Raw genomic sequence first — 18,807 nt, 5'->3', positions numbered from 1 at the left:
ACATTCTCGGCTATTGATTAAAGCAGGAATAAAATTCCTGCTTTTTTACTTCTGCCGATTAATATTAGAAAAATTTAAGATAAAATAACGATACAAATCATTAAATATTAACTGGTTGATTCGGATGTTCTTGTATGACGATCGACCACCACACTAATCATCATATCACCCTGCACATTCACCACAGTACGAACAGTATCCAAAATACGATCAATCGGCAGCAAAATTGCGATGGCTTCCGCAGGTAAACCAACGGACTGTAGCACCATAATCATTGTCACCATGCCAGCACTTGGAATACCTGGTGCACCGAGAGATGCGATCATTGCGGTTAAACACACAATCAATTGCTGAGTAATGCTAAGTTCAAGCCCCATTAAATTGGCAATAAAAAGTGCAGCAGCAGCTTCATATAACGCAGTACCATCCATATTTAATTGTGAACCAAAAGGTATGACAAAACCTGCAATCTGCGGACGTACACCTAAATTTTCCTGTGCACACTTTAAACTCAGTGGCAATGTTGCAGAACTGGAACTTGTCGCAAAGGCAGTAATCAGTGCTGCTCGTGTCCCTTTAAAGAACGTGATTGGATCCATTTTCCCAAAGATCCATAACAATAATGGCAACACCACCACGCCATGGAAAATCGTAGTACCTGTAACAACCACTGCAAATTCAGCCAAACGACTGAGAATAGAAATATCTTCAATTGCAATCAACTTTGCTAATAATGCAAAAATTCCAATCGGTGCAACCTTCATTACCCATGATACAAGCAACATCATAATGTCAAAGAATTGATGTGCAAGTTGTTTGATGGCACTGAAACGCTCACCACCACGGACTAAAGCCAATCCCAACAATAATGCAAATACAACAACGGCAAGAACATTACCATCGCTAAAAGCTTTGAATGGGTTAATTAAAGTATTTTGAATAAAATTGGTAAAAAAACTACTTGGAGTAAGTGTATCTGGAGTTTGATGTTGCGCCATCGCATCCTTAAACAAGGTAATATCTACACCCTGCCCGACATTAAAAAGATGTGTAGACGCTAAGCCGAGAATCAATGCCAATGTCGTTGTCGTTACACAACACGCCAAAGTAATTTTCCACACTCGACCCAGTTGCGTACCACCTTCTAAATTAGATACACCCACTAAAATTGAACTAAAAATAAGCGGAACAAGTAACATTTTTAATAAACCAATAAAAATGTTACTGGCTATGCCTAAGCCATAAATACTGACATCAAAAAATTGTGTTGCAGGAAATTGAATTAATAAAAATCCAAAAGCAACACCTAAAATCGCAGCAATTAATATTTGTGTATTTAAGCTCATCTTCGCTGACTATTTATCTTATCTATTGATCGCAATATGCCATTGAAATTATTTAGAATCGAGCATTATTTTGTGACAAGCTCTACGCAAAAATAGAAAAGCCATCTTAAAAGATGGCTTAATTTTCAAGCTCGATTCAGAATTTACTGCGTTTCTATTTCTCTTAAACGCATTAAGCCTTCTTGAACTGTACTACATACCAACTGTCCATTTTGCCACATCCGACCATGATTCAAACCACGTGAGTTTGCAGTCACTGTTGCATCCATATCGTATAGCATCCAGTCATCAGCACGGACAGGTTTGTGGAAATAGATCGCATGATCAATACTCGCACATTGCAAACTTGGCGATAAATAGTTCATACCGTGTGGACGTAATGCCGTCATCATCAAAGTGTAATCTGAATAGAATGCAACAATCGCTTGATGTAAAGACACATCATTTTCAAGCTCAGGAGAAAGCTTGTCATGCGTCCGCAGGTAATGTGCGTAAGATGGTGCTTCTGGCTGTGCCTGAAAAGGATTGCTAATATTGACTGGGCGAATTTCCACCTGACGCGGACGCATAAAGGCCGTCCGAATATTTTCTGGAATAAAGCTCACTAAGTTTTCTTTTAATTCCTGTTCTGCTTTTAGGCTTTCAGGTTCAGGATATTCAGGTTCTGCAATCTGATAATCCAATCCGTCTTCATTGTTTGCAAATGAGACCATTGCAGTAAAAATCGTACGACCATGTTGAATTGCTTTCACCTGACGGCTCAGGAAACTTTTGCCATCACGTAATTTTTCCACTTCATAAATGATCGGCGCATTAATATCACCACCATATAAGAAATAAGCATGTAATGAATTAACTGGGCGATCTGCTGTATATGACGCTGCACGTAAAGCCTGTCCCAACACCTGACCGCCAAAAACACGCTTCCCAACAAGGTTGCGGCTTTGACCACGAAAAATATGTTCTTCAAGCTTTTCAAGCGTTAATAGTTCTACGAGTTCTTTTGTTAAGTCATTCATATACAATCCATACACTTAGTGTTCAATGGCTTGAACGGCAATCTGCATTTCTAGATGCCAAACAAACGCCATAATTTCAGTCCTTTTGGCATTTTGCCATAAATACACAGTAAAATACTAAAGATTGATTGACTGCATTGTCACTTCTCATATTTGATATAATAGCTAAAAATACGATTTGTAACGGTAAAACATGCCACTTTGCATGCAATTTGGCTGAAAATGACCTATCGTTTTATGCGTAAAATATAGAGAATATCGCACCATCTGTATAACGTGGTTCTCATCACCTGTCAGGAGTTTTTATGTCCAAGAGTGGTTTTGGTCAAATGTATCGTCGGCTTTCTAGTAAGCTGCTTGACCTCGTTGTTACCCCGCATGTTCTTGGCGAGGTTCCAAAGGAATCTCAACCATCTGAAACTCAACTCTCCGATGCTCAGACCAATCAACAATCACAGAATAAAATCGTCTGTTATGTTTTGCAGAACTATTCACGTAGTAATGCACTGGTGGTTGATGGTGAAACACGTCGTTTAAATCTACCTGCGGCACTTGATCCATTATTGCTCACCGATCATAAAGAAAAGGCAGCAGTGTTGTTTTTACAACATCGGGATGAGAATAATGCCTTCCATACGCCAACACATTCTTTCCCGCCACGTTTATTACGTCTCATCGAGTTTATAGAAAAACATCCAGATACGGACATCGAACTCATTCCTGTAACTGTATTGTGGGGACGCTCTCCAGACAAAGAAGATTCATTATTTAAGTTATTATTTACAGACACTTGGGCGACCCCAAGTAGAGTGAAACAACTGATGAATATTGGCGTACATGGTCGTCAGTCTTATTTGGAATTCCACGAAGCACAATCGTTAAAAACACTGGTGGATTATTCCAAAATTTATCATCCAAATATTTCCCCTGCGACCTATATTATTAACCAGTTAAATGGTTATTTGGATCGTCAGCGTGAAGTCATTCTGGGGCCAGATTTATCAGACCGTCGCAATGTCATGCAATCGCTGATTAAATCGCCAGATGTACAGGATGCTATTCGCAAAGAAAGTATCCGTTCTAAAATCAGCATGATTGATTCAGAACGTAAAGCGATTGGCTTTGTCAATGAAATTGCCTCGGACTATTCTGCATCTGCGGTACGTTTTGCAGATATGGCACTGACCCGTCTTTGGACACAGCTTTATGATGGCGTAGAAGTACATAACTTTAGCACCGTGCGTGAACTGGTCAAAGATTACGAAGTGATTTACACCCCATGTCACCGCAGTCACATCGATTATTTATTACTGTCCTATGTGATTTATAAACGTGGCTTGATGGTGCCGTATATTGCAGCAGGCGATAACCTCAATATGCCTTTCGTGGGGCAATTACTGCGTGGTGGGGGTGCTTTCTTTATTCGCCGTTCATTCCGTGGAAATGCACTTTACACCTCTGTATTTAAAGAATATTTATTCAGCATTCTGTCTCGCAATACACCTTTGGAATACTTCATTGAAGGTGGTCGTTCACGTACAGGACGTTTGCTTCCACCGAAAACAGGCATGCTTGCAATGACCATTCATAGTCATTTGCGTGGTCGTGCCAAACCGATTGTATTCATTCCAACTTACGTGGGTTATGAGCGCTTAATGGAAGGCGCAACCTATGTCGGTGAAATGAACGGTAAAGCGAAAGAATCTGAATCCATTTGGGGGATTCTGCAGACTCTGAAAAAAATTGAACGTATTTTCGGTAAAGTTCATGTTAATTTTGGCGAACCTGTATTTTTAGATGACGTGCTCAAAGAACACGGCGCAGACCAAATTAAAATTGCACACAATGATGATCCTATTCCGCAAGAAGTGTCCGATGCGGTCAGCAGTTCTGCTAATACAATTTTAGAAAATATTAACCGTGCCGTGGTGATAAACCCTGTTTCGTTACTTTCACTTATTTTATTGGCAACACCGAAACACACGCTCGATGAAGAAATCTGTATCAAACAACTTGATACTTATCGTAATTTATTGGCTGCCCTACCATATGACAGTCGTACACAAGTGACCCCACTTTCAGGTAAAGAAATCATTGCTTATGGTTTAAAACTGAAACTGATTAAACGTGTACAGCATGTTTTAGGCGATATTATTGCGATTGAAGATAACCAAGCAATTTTACTGACCTACTTCCGCAACAACATTCTACATGCCTTTGTTTTACCATCGCTTATTGCAGCTTTAGTTGAACATAATGGTACGATTAAACATGCCGATTTAATTAATGTCATTCGCACGCTTTATCCATTCTTAAAAGCTGAGTTGTTCTTAAAATGGAAGGATGATGAAGTCAAAGATCAGGTCTGTGCATATGTCAAAGTATTGGCTGAAGCAAACCTGATTACTGTAGATGATCAAGGTGATATTCATAGTCCTGCGCCAAATTCTGAAGATCATAATCAAATTGTGGTACTTGCTGCGCCTGTGAAACAAAGTCTTGAACGTTATTACATGACTCTAGCACTCATTACGCAGCGTGGTTCAGGCAATATTTCTACCCGTCAGGTAGAAGAATTAAGCCACTTGGTAGGTCAGCGTTTATCTGTATTGTATGAGTTCAATTCACCTGAATTCTTTGATAAAGCATTATTCCAAAGCTTCATGAAGGTCTTAACGCAACAAGGTTATATCGGCACCAATGAAGACCATGCAATTGTGTTTGATGATCAGTTCCGTAATGTCGCACAGTACGCCAATTTAGTATTGGATGATGTGACTTTACAGATGTTACAGCACATCACGTCATTTACCGATGATGAGTTAAAAGCAGCTTTAGATGCTTTGGCTGCACAGCAAGCGAAAAAACGCTTGAAACGGAAGAAGAAGTAAGTCCGTATGTACCCCTCCTCTCCCGACTGGAGAGGAGGACTTTATTTAAAATAGAATCGATATCCATCTGAAAATAAAAATCTGTCTCACATCCCATCATGATATTAAATAAGCTATATTTGAAGCTATATTTAACTCAAAAATATTTATAAAATCGGTGACTATTCAATTTTATAATAATTGATGTATTAAATGAATCTGACCTCTACCAGACGAATAAATTAGACATGATACTTGCTCTAAGCAAGGAGATATCAATGATAAAATTTATAAAGCCTATATGCTTAAATCAACTCTTACTGTCTATGGTAATGATCAGCATCTGCTCTACTGTAGATGCGAATACTTTACCTATCGCACTTAGCTCTACAAATGATGTTACTTACCCAACGATAGATGAAGGTTTAAGTGAACATCTTTATCCAAATGAAGCAACTACAGCTGTAGAAATTGCAGACATCATTGAAACATCCATTCGAAAGCAATATGCAACAGGTATTGCACTGCGAGATGCACACCCCAAAGCGCATGGTTGTGTACATGCAGAATTCAAAATCAATGAAAAATTACCTAAAAATCTAGCTCAAGGTGTTTTTCTTCCCGGAAAAACATATCAAGCATGGATTCGCTTTTCTACTGGATCTCGCGATGCGACTCAAGCAGACATAAAAAAAGATGCTCGAGGTATCGCAATAAAAATTTTAGGAGTACCAGGAACAAAGCTTTTAGCTAATGAAGCATCTGCTCAAGATTTTATTATGATTAACCACCCTGTCTTTTTTGTGAATAATCCTGCTCGTTATTTGTCATTAATGCAGGATATAAATAGCGAGCGTTTTTTTAAGCAACTTCATCTTCCCTTTGCATTAGGTACAAAAGGCACTTGGATTGCATTCAATTCTAGAAATCAAATTTCAAATCCTTTGCATACAAGGTATTGGTCTATGGTGCCATACCAGTTGGGGATAGGTCAGAATCGTGAAGCTGTAAAGTATTCTATACAAGCATGTTCCGTATCTAAAGAAGCTATTCCATCCGCACCTAATCATGATTTTTTAAGAGAGGCACTCAAAAATAGTCTACAAAAAAATGATGCTTGCATGGAGTTTTTAATACAACCTCGAACATCAAATAGCTTGTCAGTCGAAGACTCTATGACTGAATGGAAAGAAAGCCTAGCACCTTTTTACAAAGTAGCAACTATTCGTATTCCTCAGCAAATTTTTGATACGCCTGAGCAAAATAAGTTTTGTGAAAATCTTTCTTTTACCCCATGGCATACACTACCTGAACATAAACCACTGGGAGCAATAAATAGAATGCGAAAAGTAATTTATGAACGTATTAGCCGTGTGAGACATGAGATGAATTCTACTCAAAGAATAGAGCCACGCTCATAAATCAATTTATATAAAGGTTATAAAATTGCAGGAAGATATAAAAAAGCCAGCTTATTTAAACTGACTTTTTTATGGATTACTCATGTTTTATCTAATTTTAAAATATTGAATAAAATCAATCACAAAAACTCTTATGCTAGATAGCATTCATCCATTAATGCACTTCTAATAACATCCTATAATCTACCAAACAACTTGCGTGCTTTAATTTATACCCACTCTTCACCATCCTCTCCGCAGCAATCCTTTTCCCAGTTTCATTCTGACCTTGCAAAACCAATTCAGGCAAATCCAACTCACGCTGAAACCACTGTAACGTTTCATGTAAAGCTGTAGGTTGGCTATTACTACAAATATAAGATTTTTCAGCACGTTCCACGTGAAGCAAATACACCAGAAAACTGGCCAAATCATCTATATGAATCCGATTTGACCAATGAATATTTGGATAAGTTTTTGTCGTTTCCGCAAGCTTAACCATACGTGCGATCGAAGTACCATAAATTCCTGTAGGGCGCACAATTACGCATTCATGAACAAAAGCTTTTTTCCACAACTGCTCCATCTGCAACAATAAACTGCCCTGCTCATCACTTGGTATAATTACAGAATCATCAGTAATACATTCGCCTTCATTCTCACCATAAACACGGGTAGAAGACACCACAATAATCCGTTGCACAGGATGATTTTTTAAAGCATGCACAATCGGCTGAACCGAATCCACATAAGTCTGTTTATACGCCTCGACCGAACTTAACGCGGTATTTTGCGAGGGCGACAATAAGACATATACCGCATCTACAGGCTGAATTTGCGACAAATCGAGCTGATGCACATCTTGAATCAACTGTTGAGTGAAATCAGCATCTTTCAGAGAGCGACTGACTGTGGTAATTTGGTGATCTTGCTGAAATAATTGTTCAGCAACTCGTCGTGATGTTTTACCATAACCAATAAATAGAATATGCATCACACACCTTATCGTTCAATTGAATTAACCAAAGTTGAGGGGACATGGCTGCCGTCCGTCAATTGCAAGGGGTTGGCAATGCTGCCGCTGCCTTACTTGAAAAACTGAATATTTTTACCACAGATGACCTGCTATTTCATCTGCCCCGTGACTATGAAGATCGTAGCACGATCATTGCAATGAACCAATTACAGGTTGGGCGTAGCTACTTAATGGAAGGCGTGGTCATATCCATAGACATGCCGCCAGGTAAACGCAAGTCGATGGCGATACTTTTACAGGATGATTTCGGCAAAGTCACCTTACGCTTTTATCATATTTACAAAGCGTTGATGGATCGTGCTAAAGCAGGTAATCGCTTAAGAATATTTGGTGAAGTGCGAGTCGGTGCGAGAGGTCTTGAGCTCTATCATCCTGAAATACAGCTCATTACAGAACATACACCACTACCACAGACTGAACTTACAGCGATCTACCCTGCGACCGAAGGCTTAACCCAACCCAAACTACGTGAATACGTCAAACAGGCTTTGATTCAACATGCCGATGATCTACCTGAACTTTTAGCAGAAAAATTTACCAATGGTTATGTGCTCAAACAAGCTTTGGAATACATCCATCATCCGCCTGTAAACGCCAATATGCTGCAACTTTCGCAAGGTTCACACCCTGCGCAACAACGGCTGATTTTTGAAGAACTGGTGGCGCATCAGGTCAGTTTATTAACTCGTCGTGCTTATATACAGCAGATTGCAGCGCCATCATTTTCCAACAGCAAAACCTTTGCCAAGCAACTATTGGCGAGTATGCCTTTTGAAATGACCAATGCACAGAAACGTGTATCGAATGAAATTGCCAAAGATTTAAAGCAAAACAAACCAATGTTACGTCTGGTTCAGGGTGATGTCGGTGCAGGTAAAACACTAGTCGCAGGGGTTGCAGCCTGTCATGCGCTGGAAGAAGGTTGGCAAGTTGCACTCATGGCACCGACTGAAATTCTAGCGGAACAACATTATCTGAATTTTAAAAAATGGTTTGAGCCACTCGGTTTAAATGTCTCGTGGCTTTCGGGTAAGCAAAAAGGCAAGGCACGCACCGCAGCTGAACAAACCCTGAAAGATGGTACAGCCAATGTGATTATTGGGACGCATGCTTTATTTCAGGACAATGTTGAATTTGCCAAACTCGGTTTGGTGATTATTGATGAACAGCACCGTTTTGGGGTCGATCAGCGTTTGGCTTTACGCAATAAAGGCGTGAATAATACTACGCCACATCAATTGGTGATGACTGCGACACCGATTCCTCGTACCTTGGCAATGTCTGCCTATGGCGACTTAGATACTTCTGTGATTGATGAACTTCCACCCGGACGTACACCGATTCAGACTGTGACTATTCCATTAGATCGTCGTGAAGAAGTCGTGAATCGTATTGCCACCAATTGCACAGATGGTAAACAAGCTTATTGGGTTTGTACGCTCGTTGAACAGTCTGAAACTTTAGATGCCCAAGCTGCCGAAGCCACTTATGCGGAAATTAAAGAACGCTTCCCACAGCTGAATATTGGTCTGGTACATGGCAAAATGAAGGCTGATGAAAAACAGACGGTCATGCAACAATTTAAAGACAATGAAATACAACTTTTAATTGCGACCACAGTGATTGAAGTCGGCGTGGATGTTCCCAATGCCTCTATTATGGTCATTGAAAATGCTGAACGTCTTGGGCTTTCACAACTGCATCAGCTTCGTGGTCGTGTCGGACGTGGGGCAACAGCGAGTTTCTGCGCCCTGCTGTATAAGCATCCACTGTCCCAAAATGGGCAGGAACGTTTGCGTATCATGCGGGAAACTAATGACGGCTTTCTGATTGCCGAAAAAGATTTAGAAATACGTGGACCAGGTGAATTACTTGGTACAAAACAAACAGGAGATATGGGGTTTCGGGTTGCAAAACTCGAACGAGATGATCACTTACTAAATCAAGCACATTTTGTCGCGGGACAGGTTTTAAAGGATTACCCTGAAAATGCAGAAGCGCTATTAAAACGATGGCTTCCTGAAGCACCAAGGTATGCATATGTTTAAAGAAAGTCCTCATCCCTTTTAGAGGGGCGACTTTCTTTATTAATTTCACTGTGCAAAAATCATTTTTTAATAACTGAATTTACTTTAAAATTGATATTTAAAATTAAAAAAAGAATAAAAATATGTTCCAACTCATCAGCCGAATTCTACAAAAAAGCGTACAAAGCATGTCAAATTGTCTACTCTGTGGAACCGATAAGCAACAATATCATTCTCTTTGCACTGACTGTTGGAACCATCTACCGTGGTTCAAACAACACATCACCCGACACGAACTGCAAATCCTCTGCGCGCACCGCTATAGCTTTCCCATAGACCGTATCATTCAAACCTACAAATACGAACAACAACTGCAATACCAAAACCTATTGGCGTATAGCTTACTCAGTTTAAGGCTTCCCAAAGTTCAAGCGATTGTACCTATGCCTATTTCCACAGAACGCCTGATTGGGCGTGGCTATAACCAAATGCTGATCATCGCCAAAATTATGGCAGAGGAATTGAATATTCCAGTATGGCAGCCTGTAATTCGTGAAGCACAGCATTCACAAAAAGGCTTAACTCGAACAGAACGATTGGAAAATATCGACAATCAATTTCAGATTATTAAAACTGAGCGCAGAAAATATCGAAAAATATTGCTGATTGATGATGTGGTGACAACAGGAAGTTCCATTCATGCGCTGACCCAAGCTCTAGAACTTTTAGGCTGTCAGCAGATTTATACAGCGTGTATTGCAGGCGTGGAGTGAGGTTTAAAAATTGAAGTCCTCACTCTTTGAGATAGCCTAATCGAGAGGTTTTCAGAATTTATATTTAAATTCAACTATCTTTAAAAAACTAAAATATACCTATGCAAAAATAATAAAACTAAGCCATAAACTTGAGCCTATGTTGATTTTACCGAATACCTTTTAACAGTAATAAAATGGCTAAAATTAGACGATATTTTCCTTACACCATGGAATCACAATTTCTTTGGTTAATGGTGCAAGTAAAGTCTGATCATCATCTAAGTCAATCCACTTCATTTCTGCAATTTCTGCATCAATTTCAGGCGGCTGATCCAAACTTACCTGATATACATAACTGACCAATTGATGATTAGCTTCATTGGCAGCAAGCGTTTCGAAACGCCCAATAAACTGCTGAATCTCAGCTTTGACACTTATTTCTTCAGAAATTTCACGAATCATGGTCTGTTCAGGTGCTTCATTCAGCTCAAGTTTGCCACCGACCTGCATAAAAAACTGAGTATTCTTTTTACGTACCAATAAAAGCTGATTCTGCGTATTTAAAATCACTGCGGCAGCCACTGTAATCACATTCATTATCGTTACATTAAAAATAAAAACACAATATATTGTGGTATTAATCCAAAATTAAATCAATATATTGTGCTTTAATTAAATTGGCTGATTAATGATATCTATCAATTAACCAAAGTTTTTATCAGCTTGATCTAACCTCACCAATTCTTCACGATCCTGCACACCCCATTTCGGTTCAGGTGCCCGATAACGCTCAAATTGCTTAAGAATATCGTCTATAGAATCAGAATGAATCAATTGGTCTGTAAAACGAGCCTTAGAAAAACCTTTATCCGTCGTCAATTGGATAAATTTCAACAAATCATCATAAAAACCATCAACATTCAAAAATGCACATGGTTTTAAATGGATACCGAGCTGCGCCCACGTCCATTGTTCAAAAATTTCCTCAATCGTTCCTGCACCACCGGGCAATGCAATAAAACCACTAGAAAGTTCGGACATTTTGGTTTTACGTTCATGCATATTTTTGACAATATACAGTTCTGTTAAATCTGGATGCGCCAATTCACGATCGACCAAACCCTGTGGAATAACACCAATAACTTGCCCACCGGCTTCCAACGCACTATCTGCGACAACGCCCATCAAGCCAGAACGACCACCACCATAGACCAGTACTTTGCCCTGCTTGGCAATAGTTTGACCTGTCAATCGTGCTATTTCTGTAAAACTAGAATCTACTCCATAAGAAGAACCACAAAAAATTGCTATAGAATTCATATATATTAAACCCTGTTGTGATATTGTCATGCCGTACAACTAAACTATACGAGAGACTTTTTAAAAAATAAGTGAAGCAACCCGTGTTTTTCGTTGAATCCTTGTCTAAAATACACCCATCGATTTAACACAATACGGCGCAAGGGAGAAAAGACACTATGCTTGAAGCCTTTTACGCCACAGAGCGCGGTAGCCTTGAAGATGCTACGATTAATGGTGGTTTTGATCTACACCCTGAATTGGTGTGGATTGATTTAATCGCACCCTCTCAAGAAGAACAAGAATGGGTATTGGATGCCTACGAGCAAAACCTACCTACGCTCAAGTCTTTAGAAGACATCTCCTCATCTGCACGATTTTACCGTGATGATGATGGCGTTTTACACATCAGTACCTATTTTTTAACAAAAAATAAAAATTATCAAGTTGATGAAGATCCCGAGGACTCATCCAACATGCTTGCAACAGTACAAACTGTTGCCTTCATCCTACATAAAGATCGTTTGTTTACTTTACGTGGCGAAAAATTAGTTGCTTTTCGTGCCTTTCGTGCACGTGCTCGTCGTAATGACTATGATATCGAGTACAAAGATCCCACTTGGATTCTTTTGGGCTTACTCGAAGCGAAACTCGATGAGCTTGCGGATATCTTAGAAGATATCCACAAGGACTTAGAAGTATACTCAACCGAAGTATTAAATGTGCGTCATCGTGAAATGATTCTAGACCTAGATGACATGATTACCCGTTTAGCACAAAAGGAAGATGTCCTTGGAAAAGCTCAATTGTGTCTAATCGATTTACGTCGTGTTTTGACCTTCCTATCGCGGCCACGTGCATTAGGCAGTCATATTTATGATGCAGATATCCGAGAACTGAGTGAGGATGTACGCTCTCTCGTAGAACATGATGCTTTCTTATTCCAAAAAGTACGCTTCTTACTGGATACCACATCGGGGTTCATTAACACCGAACAGAATGACACGATTCGTCGATTCTCCATTCTACCAAGTATGCTTGCACCTCCAATGCTGATTGCCAGTATTTATGGTATGAACACAGAGGTCTTACCTTTTGCACACGGTTCAACCAGCTTTTATATGGTGATGACCATATTGCTCTTCTTCCTTATCGGACCATTGATTTACTTTAGGTGGAAGAAATGGATTTAAGGAAGCTATAAAGCACTGTTTCAAAGTTAAGCTCAACTATTTAGACAATTCCACTCGATATTCGCTTTCTTTAAAAAGAGTGCCAAACAGAGTTTATCTTCTCACTGCAAAAAAAAAAGCACCTTCCGGTGCTTTTTTTACATCAATAACTTAAATTATTTTTAAATCATCTTGTAAATGACAGGCTTGAATGATCTTCATCATTTTGACAGGAACTGCTTTAAACTGTAATCCTTGCGTACTTGGTGTTTGGCGCAACCATTGTACAAATACAGACAAAGCTAATGTACTACCATGCTCAAGCTGAGATAAGTTGACTATCATTGGAAAATTCTGCTCATTTTGAATGACTCTCAAACCATTTAAATAATAGTTTTCAGCATTTTCATAAGTAATTTTACCAATAACATGCAATTCCTGATTTTTCAATTCAATCACTGAAAGCTCACCTATCCTATTTACAATTTAATTTATTCTGTTGATCTAATTACTTCTTCACCGCAGCATCAGCATCGGGTTGGAATGTCGCAATTGCTTTATCAACATTACCACCATTACGTTTTACATTGGCAGCGAACTGATTACGGAATTGCAAACCTAAATCGATCCCAGAAACATTGATGTTACGAATTTTCCACTGTGAACCTGCATCAGCTAACTGGAAAGAAACTGGAATTTTATCGCCTTTGTTATTAAAGTCGATCGTCACTACAGGATTTTTGCTTCCCGTATCTTTATATGGACGCAAAGTATAAGTTTGAGTTGAATACTTAGCAAATGCACTTCCATAATTTTCAATTAAAGTATTACGGAAATTTTGCTCAAATTGAGCACGTTGTGCAGGTGTACTCGTATTTGCATAAGTACCCATCACGATGCGAGTAAATGCTTGCCCATCTACATATGGATCAAGATTTTGGCGAACAATCGCTTTAATAGCAGCAGGATTATTTTGCAATTTAGCATTATCTGTTTTTAAACGTGTGATTAAACCATCAGCAACACGTTTAACAAATGCAGGAGGTGCTTCTGCAGGTGCAGCCTGTGCCGCAGTTACAACCATCGCTGCCAAAATACCTGCAGTAAAAGTTTGTTTTAATAAAATGTGCATTTTTAATAACTCCTCTAATGCTTATTGGACGAATGAGCTTTGAGCATCAGTCGATGCAGGGGTCTCTTTAGACTCTTCTGCGTTACTTGATGATTTACCTGCACCGCCAGTGACAAATTTAGTAATTAAATCTTCTAAATCCATTGTTCCTTGCGTATTGGCAATACTTCCACCACGTTTGACATAAGCAATGCCACCACCTGGAACAACTTTGAGATATTTCTCACCTAACAAACCATTTGTAGCGACCATTATGTAAGCATCTTCATCAATATTGGTGATGGAGTTCATGTTACCTAATAGTTGCTTTTCCATTTCTTTTTGTTTATTAGGTGTCGCCGCTTGGTAATCTGCACTGTAATGCAAATCGCCTAACGCATTTTCTTTCACTTTCTTTAACTGTTCTGTATTAAATGTTGTTAAAGAACCATCTAATGCAAATTTAACAGTTGCTTGGCGTGTAACTGGATCAAGAGTAATTGTTTCAACCTGACCAATTTTAACTCCACTCATTGTCACTTTCGCACGTGGTTTTAAACCATTCACATTGTCAAATGTCGCAGTCATTTCATAACTGTCTTTTAAATTTGTGCCGACTAAACCGCTCACTTTCATTGCTAAAAAGAATAAAGCAATACCGAAGATGACGACAAAAACACCTACGGTTAACTCACTTGTACGTGATTTCATTAAACACCTCCGAACATGACCGCAGTCAACACGAAATCAAAACCTAAAACACATAACGATGAATACACAACAGTACGCGTCGTAGATGTTGCAATACCCTCAGACGTTGGCTCACAGGCATAGCCTTGATACACCGCAATCCAAGTACAAATTAACGCAAATACTAAACTTTTAATGATGGTGCCATTAAATACATCTTTCATAAATTGAGTGCTGCTGAGAATACCACTCCAATAAGAGCCTTCATCCGCCCCTAGAAAATCAACACCCACCATTTTGCCACCCATAATACCCACCGCAGCAAAAATCACAGACAGCATTGGTAAACTCACAATACCAGCCCATAAGCGTGGTGAAATCACTCGTTTTAACGGATCCACACCAATCATTTCCATGCTAGACAACTGTTCAGTGGCTTTCATTAAGCCAATTTCAGCGGTCAAAGCAGAGCCTGCACGTCCAGCAAAAAGTAGCGCAGCAACAACAGGGGCTAACTCACGGAGTAACGTCAGCGCTACAGCTGCACCTAACATTGCCTCACTTCCAAAAGTGACCAAAATGCTATACATCTGCAAGCCAAGAACAGCGCCAATAAATAGACCCGACACAACGATAATCAAGAGAGACAATACGCCCACTCGATACATTTGATAAATAAATAATTTAAAACCCAAAGCAGTCGGCATCGAAAAAAGAATACGCAGCAACATCACCATTGCCACACCGATACCTTGAACACGTTCTAGAACGCGTCTACCTAATAAGGCAATTGCATTCATGAACCAACCTCATTACTTAAATAGGCTTGATGACTAAATTGATAATCGACAGGTCCTTCTATAGAGCCTGTTAAAAATTGCTGTACAAATGGAGAAGAGTGTTGCTTTAACTGCTCAGGTGTACCTTCACCTTGTACTTTACCTTCGGCAACCACGTAGATGTAATCTGCAATTGATAAAGTTTCATCTACATCATGAGAAACAATAATTGTGGTTAGATCCAATGCCTCACGTAAAGAACGGATCAAGCGAGTCAAAACCCCCATAACAATAGGATCTTGCCCTGCAAAAGGCTCGTCATACATAATCAGATCTGGATCAAGTGCGATTGCGCGTGCCAATGACACACGTCGGTTCATACCACCAGACAATTCCGCAGGCATTAACTGCTCTGCACCTCGCAAGCCTACTGACTCCAACTTAAGTGCGACCAATTCTGCAATCAGGTTTTCTGGCAGTTTAGTATGCGCTCGAATTGGAAATGCCACATTTTCATAGACTGTCATGTCTGTGAACAATGCACCACTTTGAAATAACATGCCCATACGTGCCCGAGCAGCGAATAAATCACTGCGAGACATAGATGCAATATTTTTCCCTTCCAATAGTACCTGACCTGAGTCTGGACTAAGCTGACCACCAATCAATCGGAGTAACGTTGTTTTCCCTGTCCCTGATGGACCCATGATTGCAGTAATTTGCCCACGACGAATCTGCAAATTTACATTATCATAGATAACGCGTTCGCCTCGGTTAAAACTCAGATTTTTGACTTCGATTAAAGCTTCAGCTTCGGAATGACTTTGTTTATTCATAGCCGAACATTTTCCTGCATTTATCAGCACAGATACTATACTCTGAAATACTTATATTTATGTAATTAAAAGATAATGGAATAGATGAAAAAAGATTGAGACAACTCACAATCTATTTTTAAATTTTTTATAATTTTATTTTAAATTTCTACCATTCAAACAATAGGTGCATCTAGCCAAAAATCAGACCATAAATTAGATATCCAATATTAGAAATTAGCAACAATGAAAAGATATACGACATATTCACTCCGAGCATTAGATTCCCCTGAGGTAAATTTACATTTTTATAATTCATAATTATCCAATTTTAATAAAACTTTGAAATAGAGCACACTTTCATTCTAACAAAATTTTTTAAACTTGCAATAAAAAAACCAGTCCGAAGACTGGTTTTTTTATTTAACGTTAATTAATTAATCGTTAAATTTACGACGCGGACGATCTTCACCACCTTCACGGCGTGGACGATCTGAATTAAATTCGCGTTTAGGACGGTCTTCACCACCGAAAGTGCGCTTAGGACGATCATCACCACCAAAAGAACGTTGTGGACGATCACCGAAACCACCTTCACGACGTGGCGCTGGACGATCACCAAAATCACGCTTAGGACGGTCATCAAACGAACGTTGTGGACGATCACCACTTGGCTTGTAATCTACACGGTTGCCACGGTTATCATCTGCAGAACGCGGTTTGTCACCAAAGCTACGTTGTGGACGATCACCGAAACCACCTTCACGACGTGGCGCTGGACGATCACCGAAATCACGTTTAGGACGGTCATCAAACGAACGTTGTGGACGATCAGAACCGCCTTCACGACGTGGCGCTGGACGATCACCGAAATCACGTTTAGGACGGTCATCAAATGAACGTTGTGGACGATCACCAAAACCGCCTTCACGACGTGGAGCTGGACGATCACCGAAATCACGCTTAGGACGATCATCACCGCCAGCATAAGCTGGACGCTCACCACGAGGTTTGTCATCAAAACTACGACGTGGACGATCTTCGCCGCCTGCATAAGCAGGACGGTCACCACGAGGTTTGTCATCATAGCTACGACGTGCGCCGCCATCACGACCACCGCCGAAACCGCCACGACCGCCATCACGACCACCGCCGAAACCGCCACGACCGCCATCACGACCACGACCGCCGCCATCACGACTACCGCGTGCAGGAGGTGGAGATGGCTCAAGGCCTTCAATTTCAGAAACGTTCAAACGCGCTTCTAAATATTCTTCTAATGCACGAATCTTGCCGCGTTCACGGTAAGTCGCTAGTGTAATTGCTTTACCAGTACGACCCGCACGACCAGTACGACCAATACGGTGTACATAATCTTCGTTCTTCATAGGAAGACCAAAGTTGATCACGTGAGAAATTGTTGGTACGTCAAGACCACGAGCAGCTACGTCTGTAGCAACAAGGATTTTTGCACGACCTTCACGGATGCTGCGTAAACGACGGTTACGAACAGTCTGTGGCATAGCACCATGAAGCGCTACAACTGAAAGGCCAGCTTCTGCAAGCTCTTCAGCAAGCATATCTGTATCTTCTTGAGTTGAAGCAAATACTACAGCTTGATCCACATCTTCAGCACTTAACCAATGAGTAAGCAATTTTTTCTTATGCTCAAAACCATCAGTCCAATGTAAAGTTTGCGTAATGTCAGTATTTGTAGAATGACCTGTTTCAATTGCAATACGTTGTGGATCATTCATCATGCGTTCAGCAAGATTAATAATACGTGGTGCAAATGTTGCAGAGAACATCAATGTTTGTTTACGATTTAATGCTAAATCGCTGATCGCTTCTAAGTCTTCAGAGAAACCTAGATCAAGCATACGGTCAGCTTCATCGACGATTAAAGCATCAACCAAATCAAGTTTGATTTGACGACGGTTTACAAGATCAAGTAAACGACCTGGAGTCGCAACGACAACTTGTGCACCTTTTAATTGTTGGATTTGTTTACCAAAAGGCATACCACCCATGATTGCAGCAACACGAACACCTTTCATGTGACGTACAAGTGCGATTGCATCTTGACATACTTGTTGTGCAAGTTCACGAGTTGGTGAAATAACCAAAATATTAGGTTGAGTTACCGCTTTCATACGATCTTTAAATGAGTTTAGCGTGTCTTCACTAGCTAAAGCATTTAATGTCGGAAGTAAAAATGCAGCAGTTTTACCAGAACCAGTTTGGCTTGATACAAGAAGGTCTTTACCTTCCATAGCCGCTGGAATAGATTGTTCTTGCACAGTTGTAGGCGTAGTAAAGCCAAGAGATTCAAGTGCTTTAAGTAGCGACTCGTCTAAAGAAAAATCAGCAAAAGTTTTGCTCATAGAGAGATTCACCCTAATGTGGGTGCTCCATTAAATATATAGTCTGATGGACATCGGCAAAAAGCGGCACAGCAATAATCGCTGAAAAATAGAATCAGCGGAGA

16 protein-coding genes are annotated in these 18,807 nt (G+C 40.0%); 5 read left to right on the top strand and 11 right to left on the bottom strand.

Annotation, left to right across the window (positions count from 1 at the left end):
* Positions 1-107 precede the first annotated feature (107 nt).
* Positions 108-1,346, bottom strand: coding sequence for a dicarboxylate/amino acid:cation symporter (locus ACG94X_RS01285; protein ID WP_419381927.1), 1,239 nt, complete (start codon positions 1,344-1,346; stop codon positions 108-110).
* Between the two features lie 143 nt (positions 1,347-1,489).
* Positions 1,490-2,365, bottom strand: coding sequence for an acyl-CoA thioesterase (locus ACG94X_RS01280; RefSeq protein WP_419381926.1), 876 nt, complete (start codon positions 2,363-2,365; stop codon positions 1,490-1,492).
* Between the two features lie 305 nt (positions 2,366-2,670).
* On the opposite strand from ACG94X_RS01280, the gene plsB reads away from it, so the two are divergent.
* Positions 2,671-5,256, top strand: a complete 2,586-nt coding sequence (gene plsB / locus ACG94X_RS01275; protein WP_419381925.1) for a glycerol-3-phosphate 1-O-acyltransferase PlsB — start codon at positions 2,671-2,673, stop codon at positions 5,254-5,256.
* A gap of 257 nt (positions 5,257-5,513) precedes the next feature.
* Entirely contained in the window at positions 5,514-6,656 is a 1,143-nt protein-coding gene (locus ACG94X_RS01270) for a catalase family protein (protein ID WP_419381924.1), read from the top strand.
* Positions 6,657-6,810: 154 nt separating this feature from the next.
* Here the strand turns inward: ACG94X_RS01270 and ACG94X_RS01265 are convergent, their stop codons facing one another.
* Positions 6,811-7,629 carry an NAD(P)H-binding protein gene (locus tag ACG94X_RS01265; RefSeq protein ID WP_419381923.1) on the bottom strand — a complete coding sequence of 273 codons (819 nt, stop codon included), beginning with the start codon at positions 7,627-7,629 and terminating at the stop codon, positions 6,811-6,813.
* Between the two features lie 44 nt (positions 7,630-7,673).
* On the opposite strand from ACG94X_RS01265, the gene recG reads away from it, so the two are divergent.
* Positions 7,674-9,719: an ATP-dependent DNA helicase RecG gene (gene recG, locus ACG94X_RS01260; protein ID WP_419381922.1), complete on the top strand. Its 2,046-nt coding sequence runs from the start codon at positions 7,674-7,676 to the stop codon at positions 9,717-9,719.
* A gap of 167 nt (positions 9,720-9,886) precedes the next feature.
* A complete protein-coding gene (locus tag ACG94X_RS01255; protein ID WP_419381921.1) occupies positions 9,887-10,471 on the top strand; it encodes a ComF family protein in 585 nt (194 codons plus the stop codon).
* 186 nt (positions 10,472-10,657) lie between these two features.
* Here ACG94X_RS01255 and ACG94X_RS01250 read toward each other — a convergent pair whose 3' ends face one another.
* The gene (locus ACG94X_RS01250) at positions 10,658-11,050 is read right to left on the bottom strand and encodes an NUDIX hydrolase (protein WP_419381920.1); all 393 of its coding nucleotides are present in this window, start codon (positions 11,048-11,050) and stop codon (positions 10,658-10,660) included.
* A 105-nt stretch (positions 11,051-11,155) separates the two neighbouring features.
* Positions 11,156-11,773, bottom strand: coding sequence for an LOG family protein (locus ACG94X_RS01245; RefSeq protein ID WP_419381919.1), 618 nt, complete (start codon positions 11,771-11,773; stop codon positions 11,156-11,158).
* Positions 11,774-11,931: 158 nt separating this feature from the next.
* Between ACG94X_RS01245 and ACG94X_RS01240 the strand changes: the two genes are divergently transcribed.
* A complete protein-coding gene (locus tag ACG94X_RS01240) occupies positions 11,932-12,945 on the top strand; it encodes a CorA family divalent cation transporter (protein WP_419381918.1) in 1,014 nt (337 codons plus the stop codon).
* A gap of 150 nt (positions 12,946-13,095) precedes the next feature.
* Here ACG94X_RS01240 and ACG94X_RS01235 read toward each other — a convergent pair whose 3' ends face one another.
* The 6 genes from ACG94X_RS01235 to ACG94X_RS01210 all read right to left on the bottom strand — a co-directional run bounded on the left by ACG94X_RS01235 (position 13,096) and on the right by ACG94X_RS01210 (position 18,703).
* Positions 13,096-13,383 carry a toluene tolerance protein gene (locus tag ACG94X_RS01235; protein ID WP_419381917.1) on the bottom strand — a complete coding sequence of 96 codons (288 nt, stop codon included), beginning with the start codon at positions 13,381-13,383 and terminating at the stop codon, positions 13,096-13,098.
* Positions 13,384-13,432: 49 nt separating this feature from the next.
* Complete coding sequence (locus tag ACG94X_RS01230) at positions 13,433-14,056, bottom strand: MlaC/ttg2D family ABC transporter substrate-binding protein (protein ID WP_419381916.1); 624 nt, start codon at positions 14,054-14,056, stop codon at positions 13,433-13,435.
* A gap of 21 nt (positions 14,057-14,077) precedes the next feature.
* Positions 14,078-14,746, bottom strand: coding sequence for an outer membrane lipid asymmetry maintenance protein MlaD (gene mlaD, locus ACG94X_RS01225; protein ID WP_419381915.1), 669 nt, complete (start codon positions 14,744-14,746; stop codon positions 14,078-14,080).
* Complete coding sequence (gene mlaE, locus ACG94X_RS01220) at positions 14,746-15,525, bottom strand: lipid asymmetry maintenance ABC transporter permease subunit MlaE (protein WP_419381914.1); 780 nt, start codon at positions 15,523-15,525, stop codon at positions 14,746-14,748. The genes mlaD and mlaE overlap by 1 nt, the downstream gene beginning before the upstream one ends.
* Positions 15,522-16,340 (bottom strand): ABC transporter ATP-binding protein, encoded by an 819-nt coding sequence (locus tag ACG94X_RS01215; RefSeq protein ID WP_419381913.1) that lies wholly within the window; start codon positions 16,338-16,340, stop codon positions 15,522-15,524. Before ACG94X_RS01215 ends, mlaE begins: the two co-directional genes overlap by 4 nt.
* Positions 16,341-16,756: 416 nt before the next feature.
* Positions 16,757-18,703 (bottom strand): DEAD/DEAH box helicase, encoded by a 1,947-nt coding sequence (locus ACG94X_RS01210; protein WP_419381912.1) that lies wholly within the window; start codon positions 18,701-18,703, stop codon positions 16,757-16,759.
* Positions 18,704-18,807 lie beyond the last annotated feature (104 nt).

Source organism: Acinetobacter psychrotolerans (assembly GCF_048552595.1).
Taxonomy (GTDB): Bacteria; Pseudomonadota; Gammaproteobacteria; order Pseudomonadales; family Moraxellaceae; genus Acinetobacter.
Note: the sequence above shows the minus strand (reverse complement) of the source record. Positions and strands in the feature narration are given on the sequence as shown.

Bases quoted from the DNA above. Each gene is read 5' to 3' on its own strand.
- ACG94X_RS01210 (WP_419381912.1), bottom strand. From the start codon at position 18,703: ATGAGCAAAACTTTTGCTGATTTTTCTTTAGACGAGTCGCTACTTAAA.
- mlaE (WP_419381914.1), bottom strand. From the start codon at position 15,525: ATGAATGCAATTGCCTTATTAGGTAGACGCGTTCTAGAACGTGTTCAA.
- plsB (WP_419381925.1), top strand. From the start codon at position 2,671: ATGTCCAAGAGTGGTTTTGGTCAAATGTATCGTCGGCTTTCTAGTAAG.
- ACG94X_RS01265 (WP_419381923.1), bottom strand. From the start codon at position 7,629: ATGCATATTCTATTTATTGGTTATGGTAAAACATCACGACGAGTTGCT.
- mlaD (WP_419381915.1), bottom strand. From the start codon at position 14,746: ATGAAATCACGTACAAGTGAGTTAACCGTAGGTGTTTTTGTCGTCATC.
- ACG94X_RS01280 (WP_419381926.1), bottom strand. From the start codon at position 2,365: ATGAATGACTTAACAAAAGAACTCGTAGAACTATTAACGCTTGAAAAG.
- ACG94X_RS01255 (WP_419381921.1), top strand. From the start codon at position 9,887: ATGTCAAATTGTCTACTCTGTGGAACCGATAAGCAACAATATCATTCT.
- ACG94X_RS01240 (WP_419381918.1), top strand. From the start codon at position 11,932: ATGCTTGAAGCCTTTTACGCCACAGAGCGCGGTAGCCTTGAAGATGCT.
- ACG94X_RS01250 (WP_419381920.1), bottom strand. From the start codon at position 11,050: ATGAATGTGATTACAGTGGCTGCCGCAGTGATTTTAAATACGCAGAAT.
- recG (WP_419381922.1), top strand. From the start codon at position 7,674: ATGGCTGCCGTCCGTCAATTGCAAGGGGTTGGCAATGCTGCCGCTGCC.
- ACG94X_RS01230 (WP_419381916.1), bottom strand. From the start codon at position 14,056: ATGCACATTTTATTAAAACAAACTTTTACTGCAGGTATTTTGGCAGCG.
- ACG94X_RS01285 (WP_419381927.1), bottom strand. From the start codon at position 1,346: ATGAGCTTAAATACACAAATATTAATTGCTGCGATTTTAGGTGTTGCT.
- ACG94X_RS01245 (WP_419381919.1), bottom strand. From the start codon at position 11,773: ATGAATTCTATAGCAATTTTTTGTGGTTCTTCTTATGGAGTAGATTCT.
- ACG94X_RS01215 (WP_419381913.1), bottom strand. From the start codon at position 16,340: ATGAATAAACAAAGTCATTCCGAAGCTGAAGCTTTAATCGAAGTCAAA.
- ACG94X_RS01270 (WP_419381924.1), top strand. From the start codon at position 5,514: ATGATAAAATTTATAAAGCCTATATGCTTAAATCAACTCTTACTGTCT.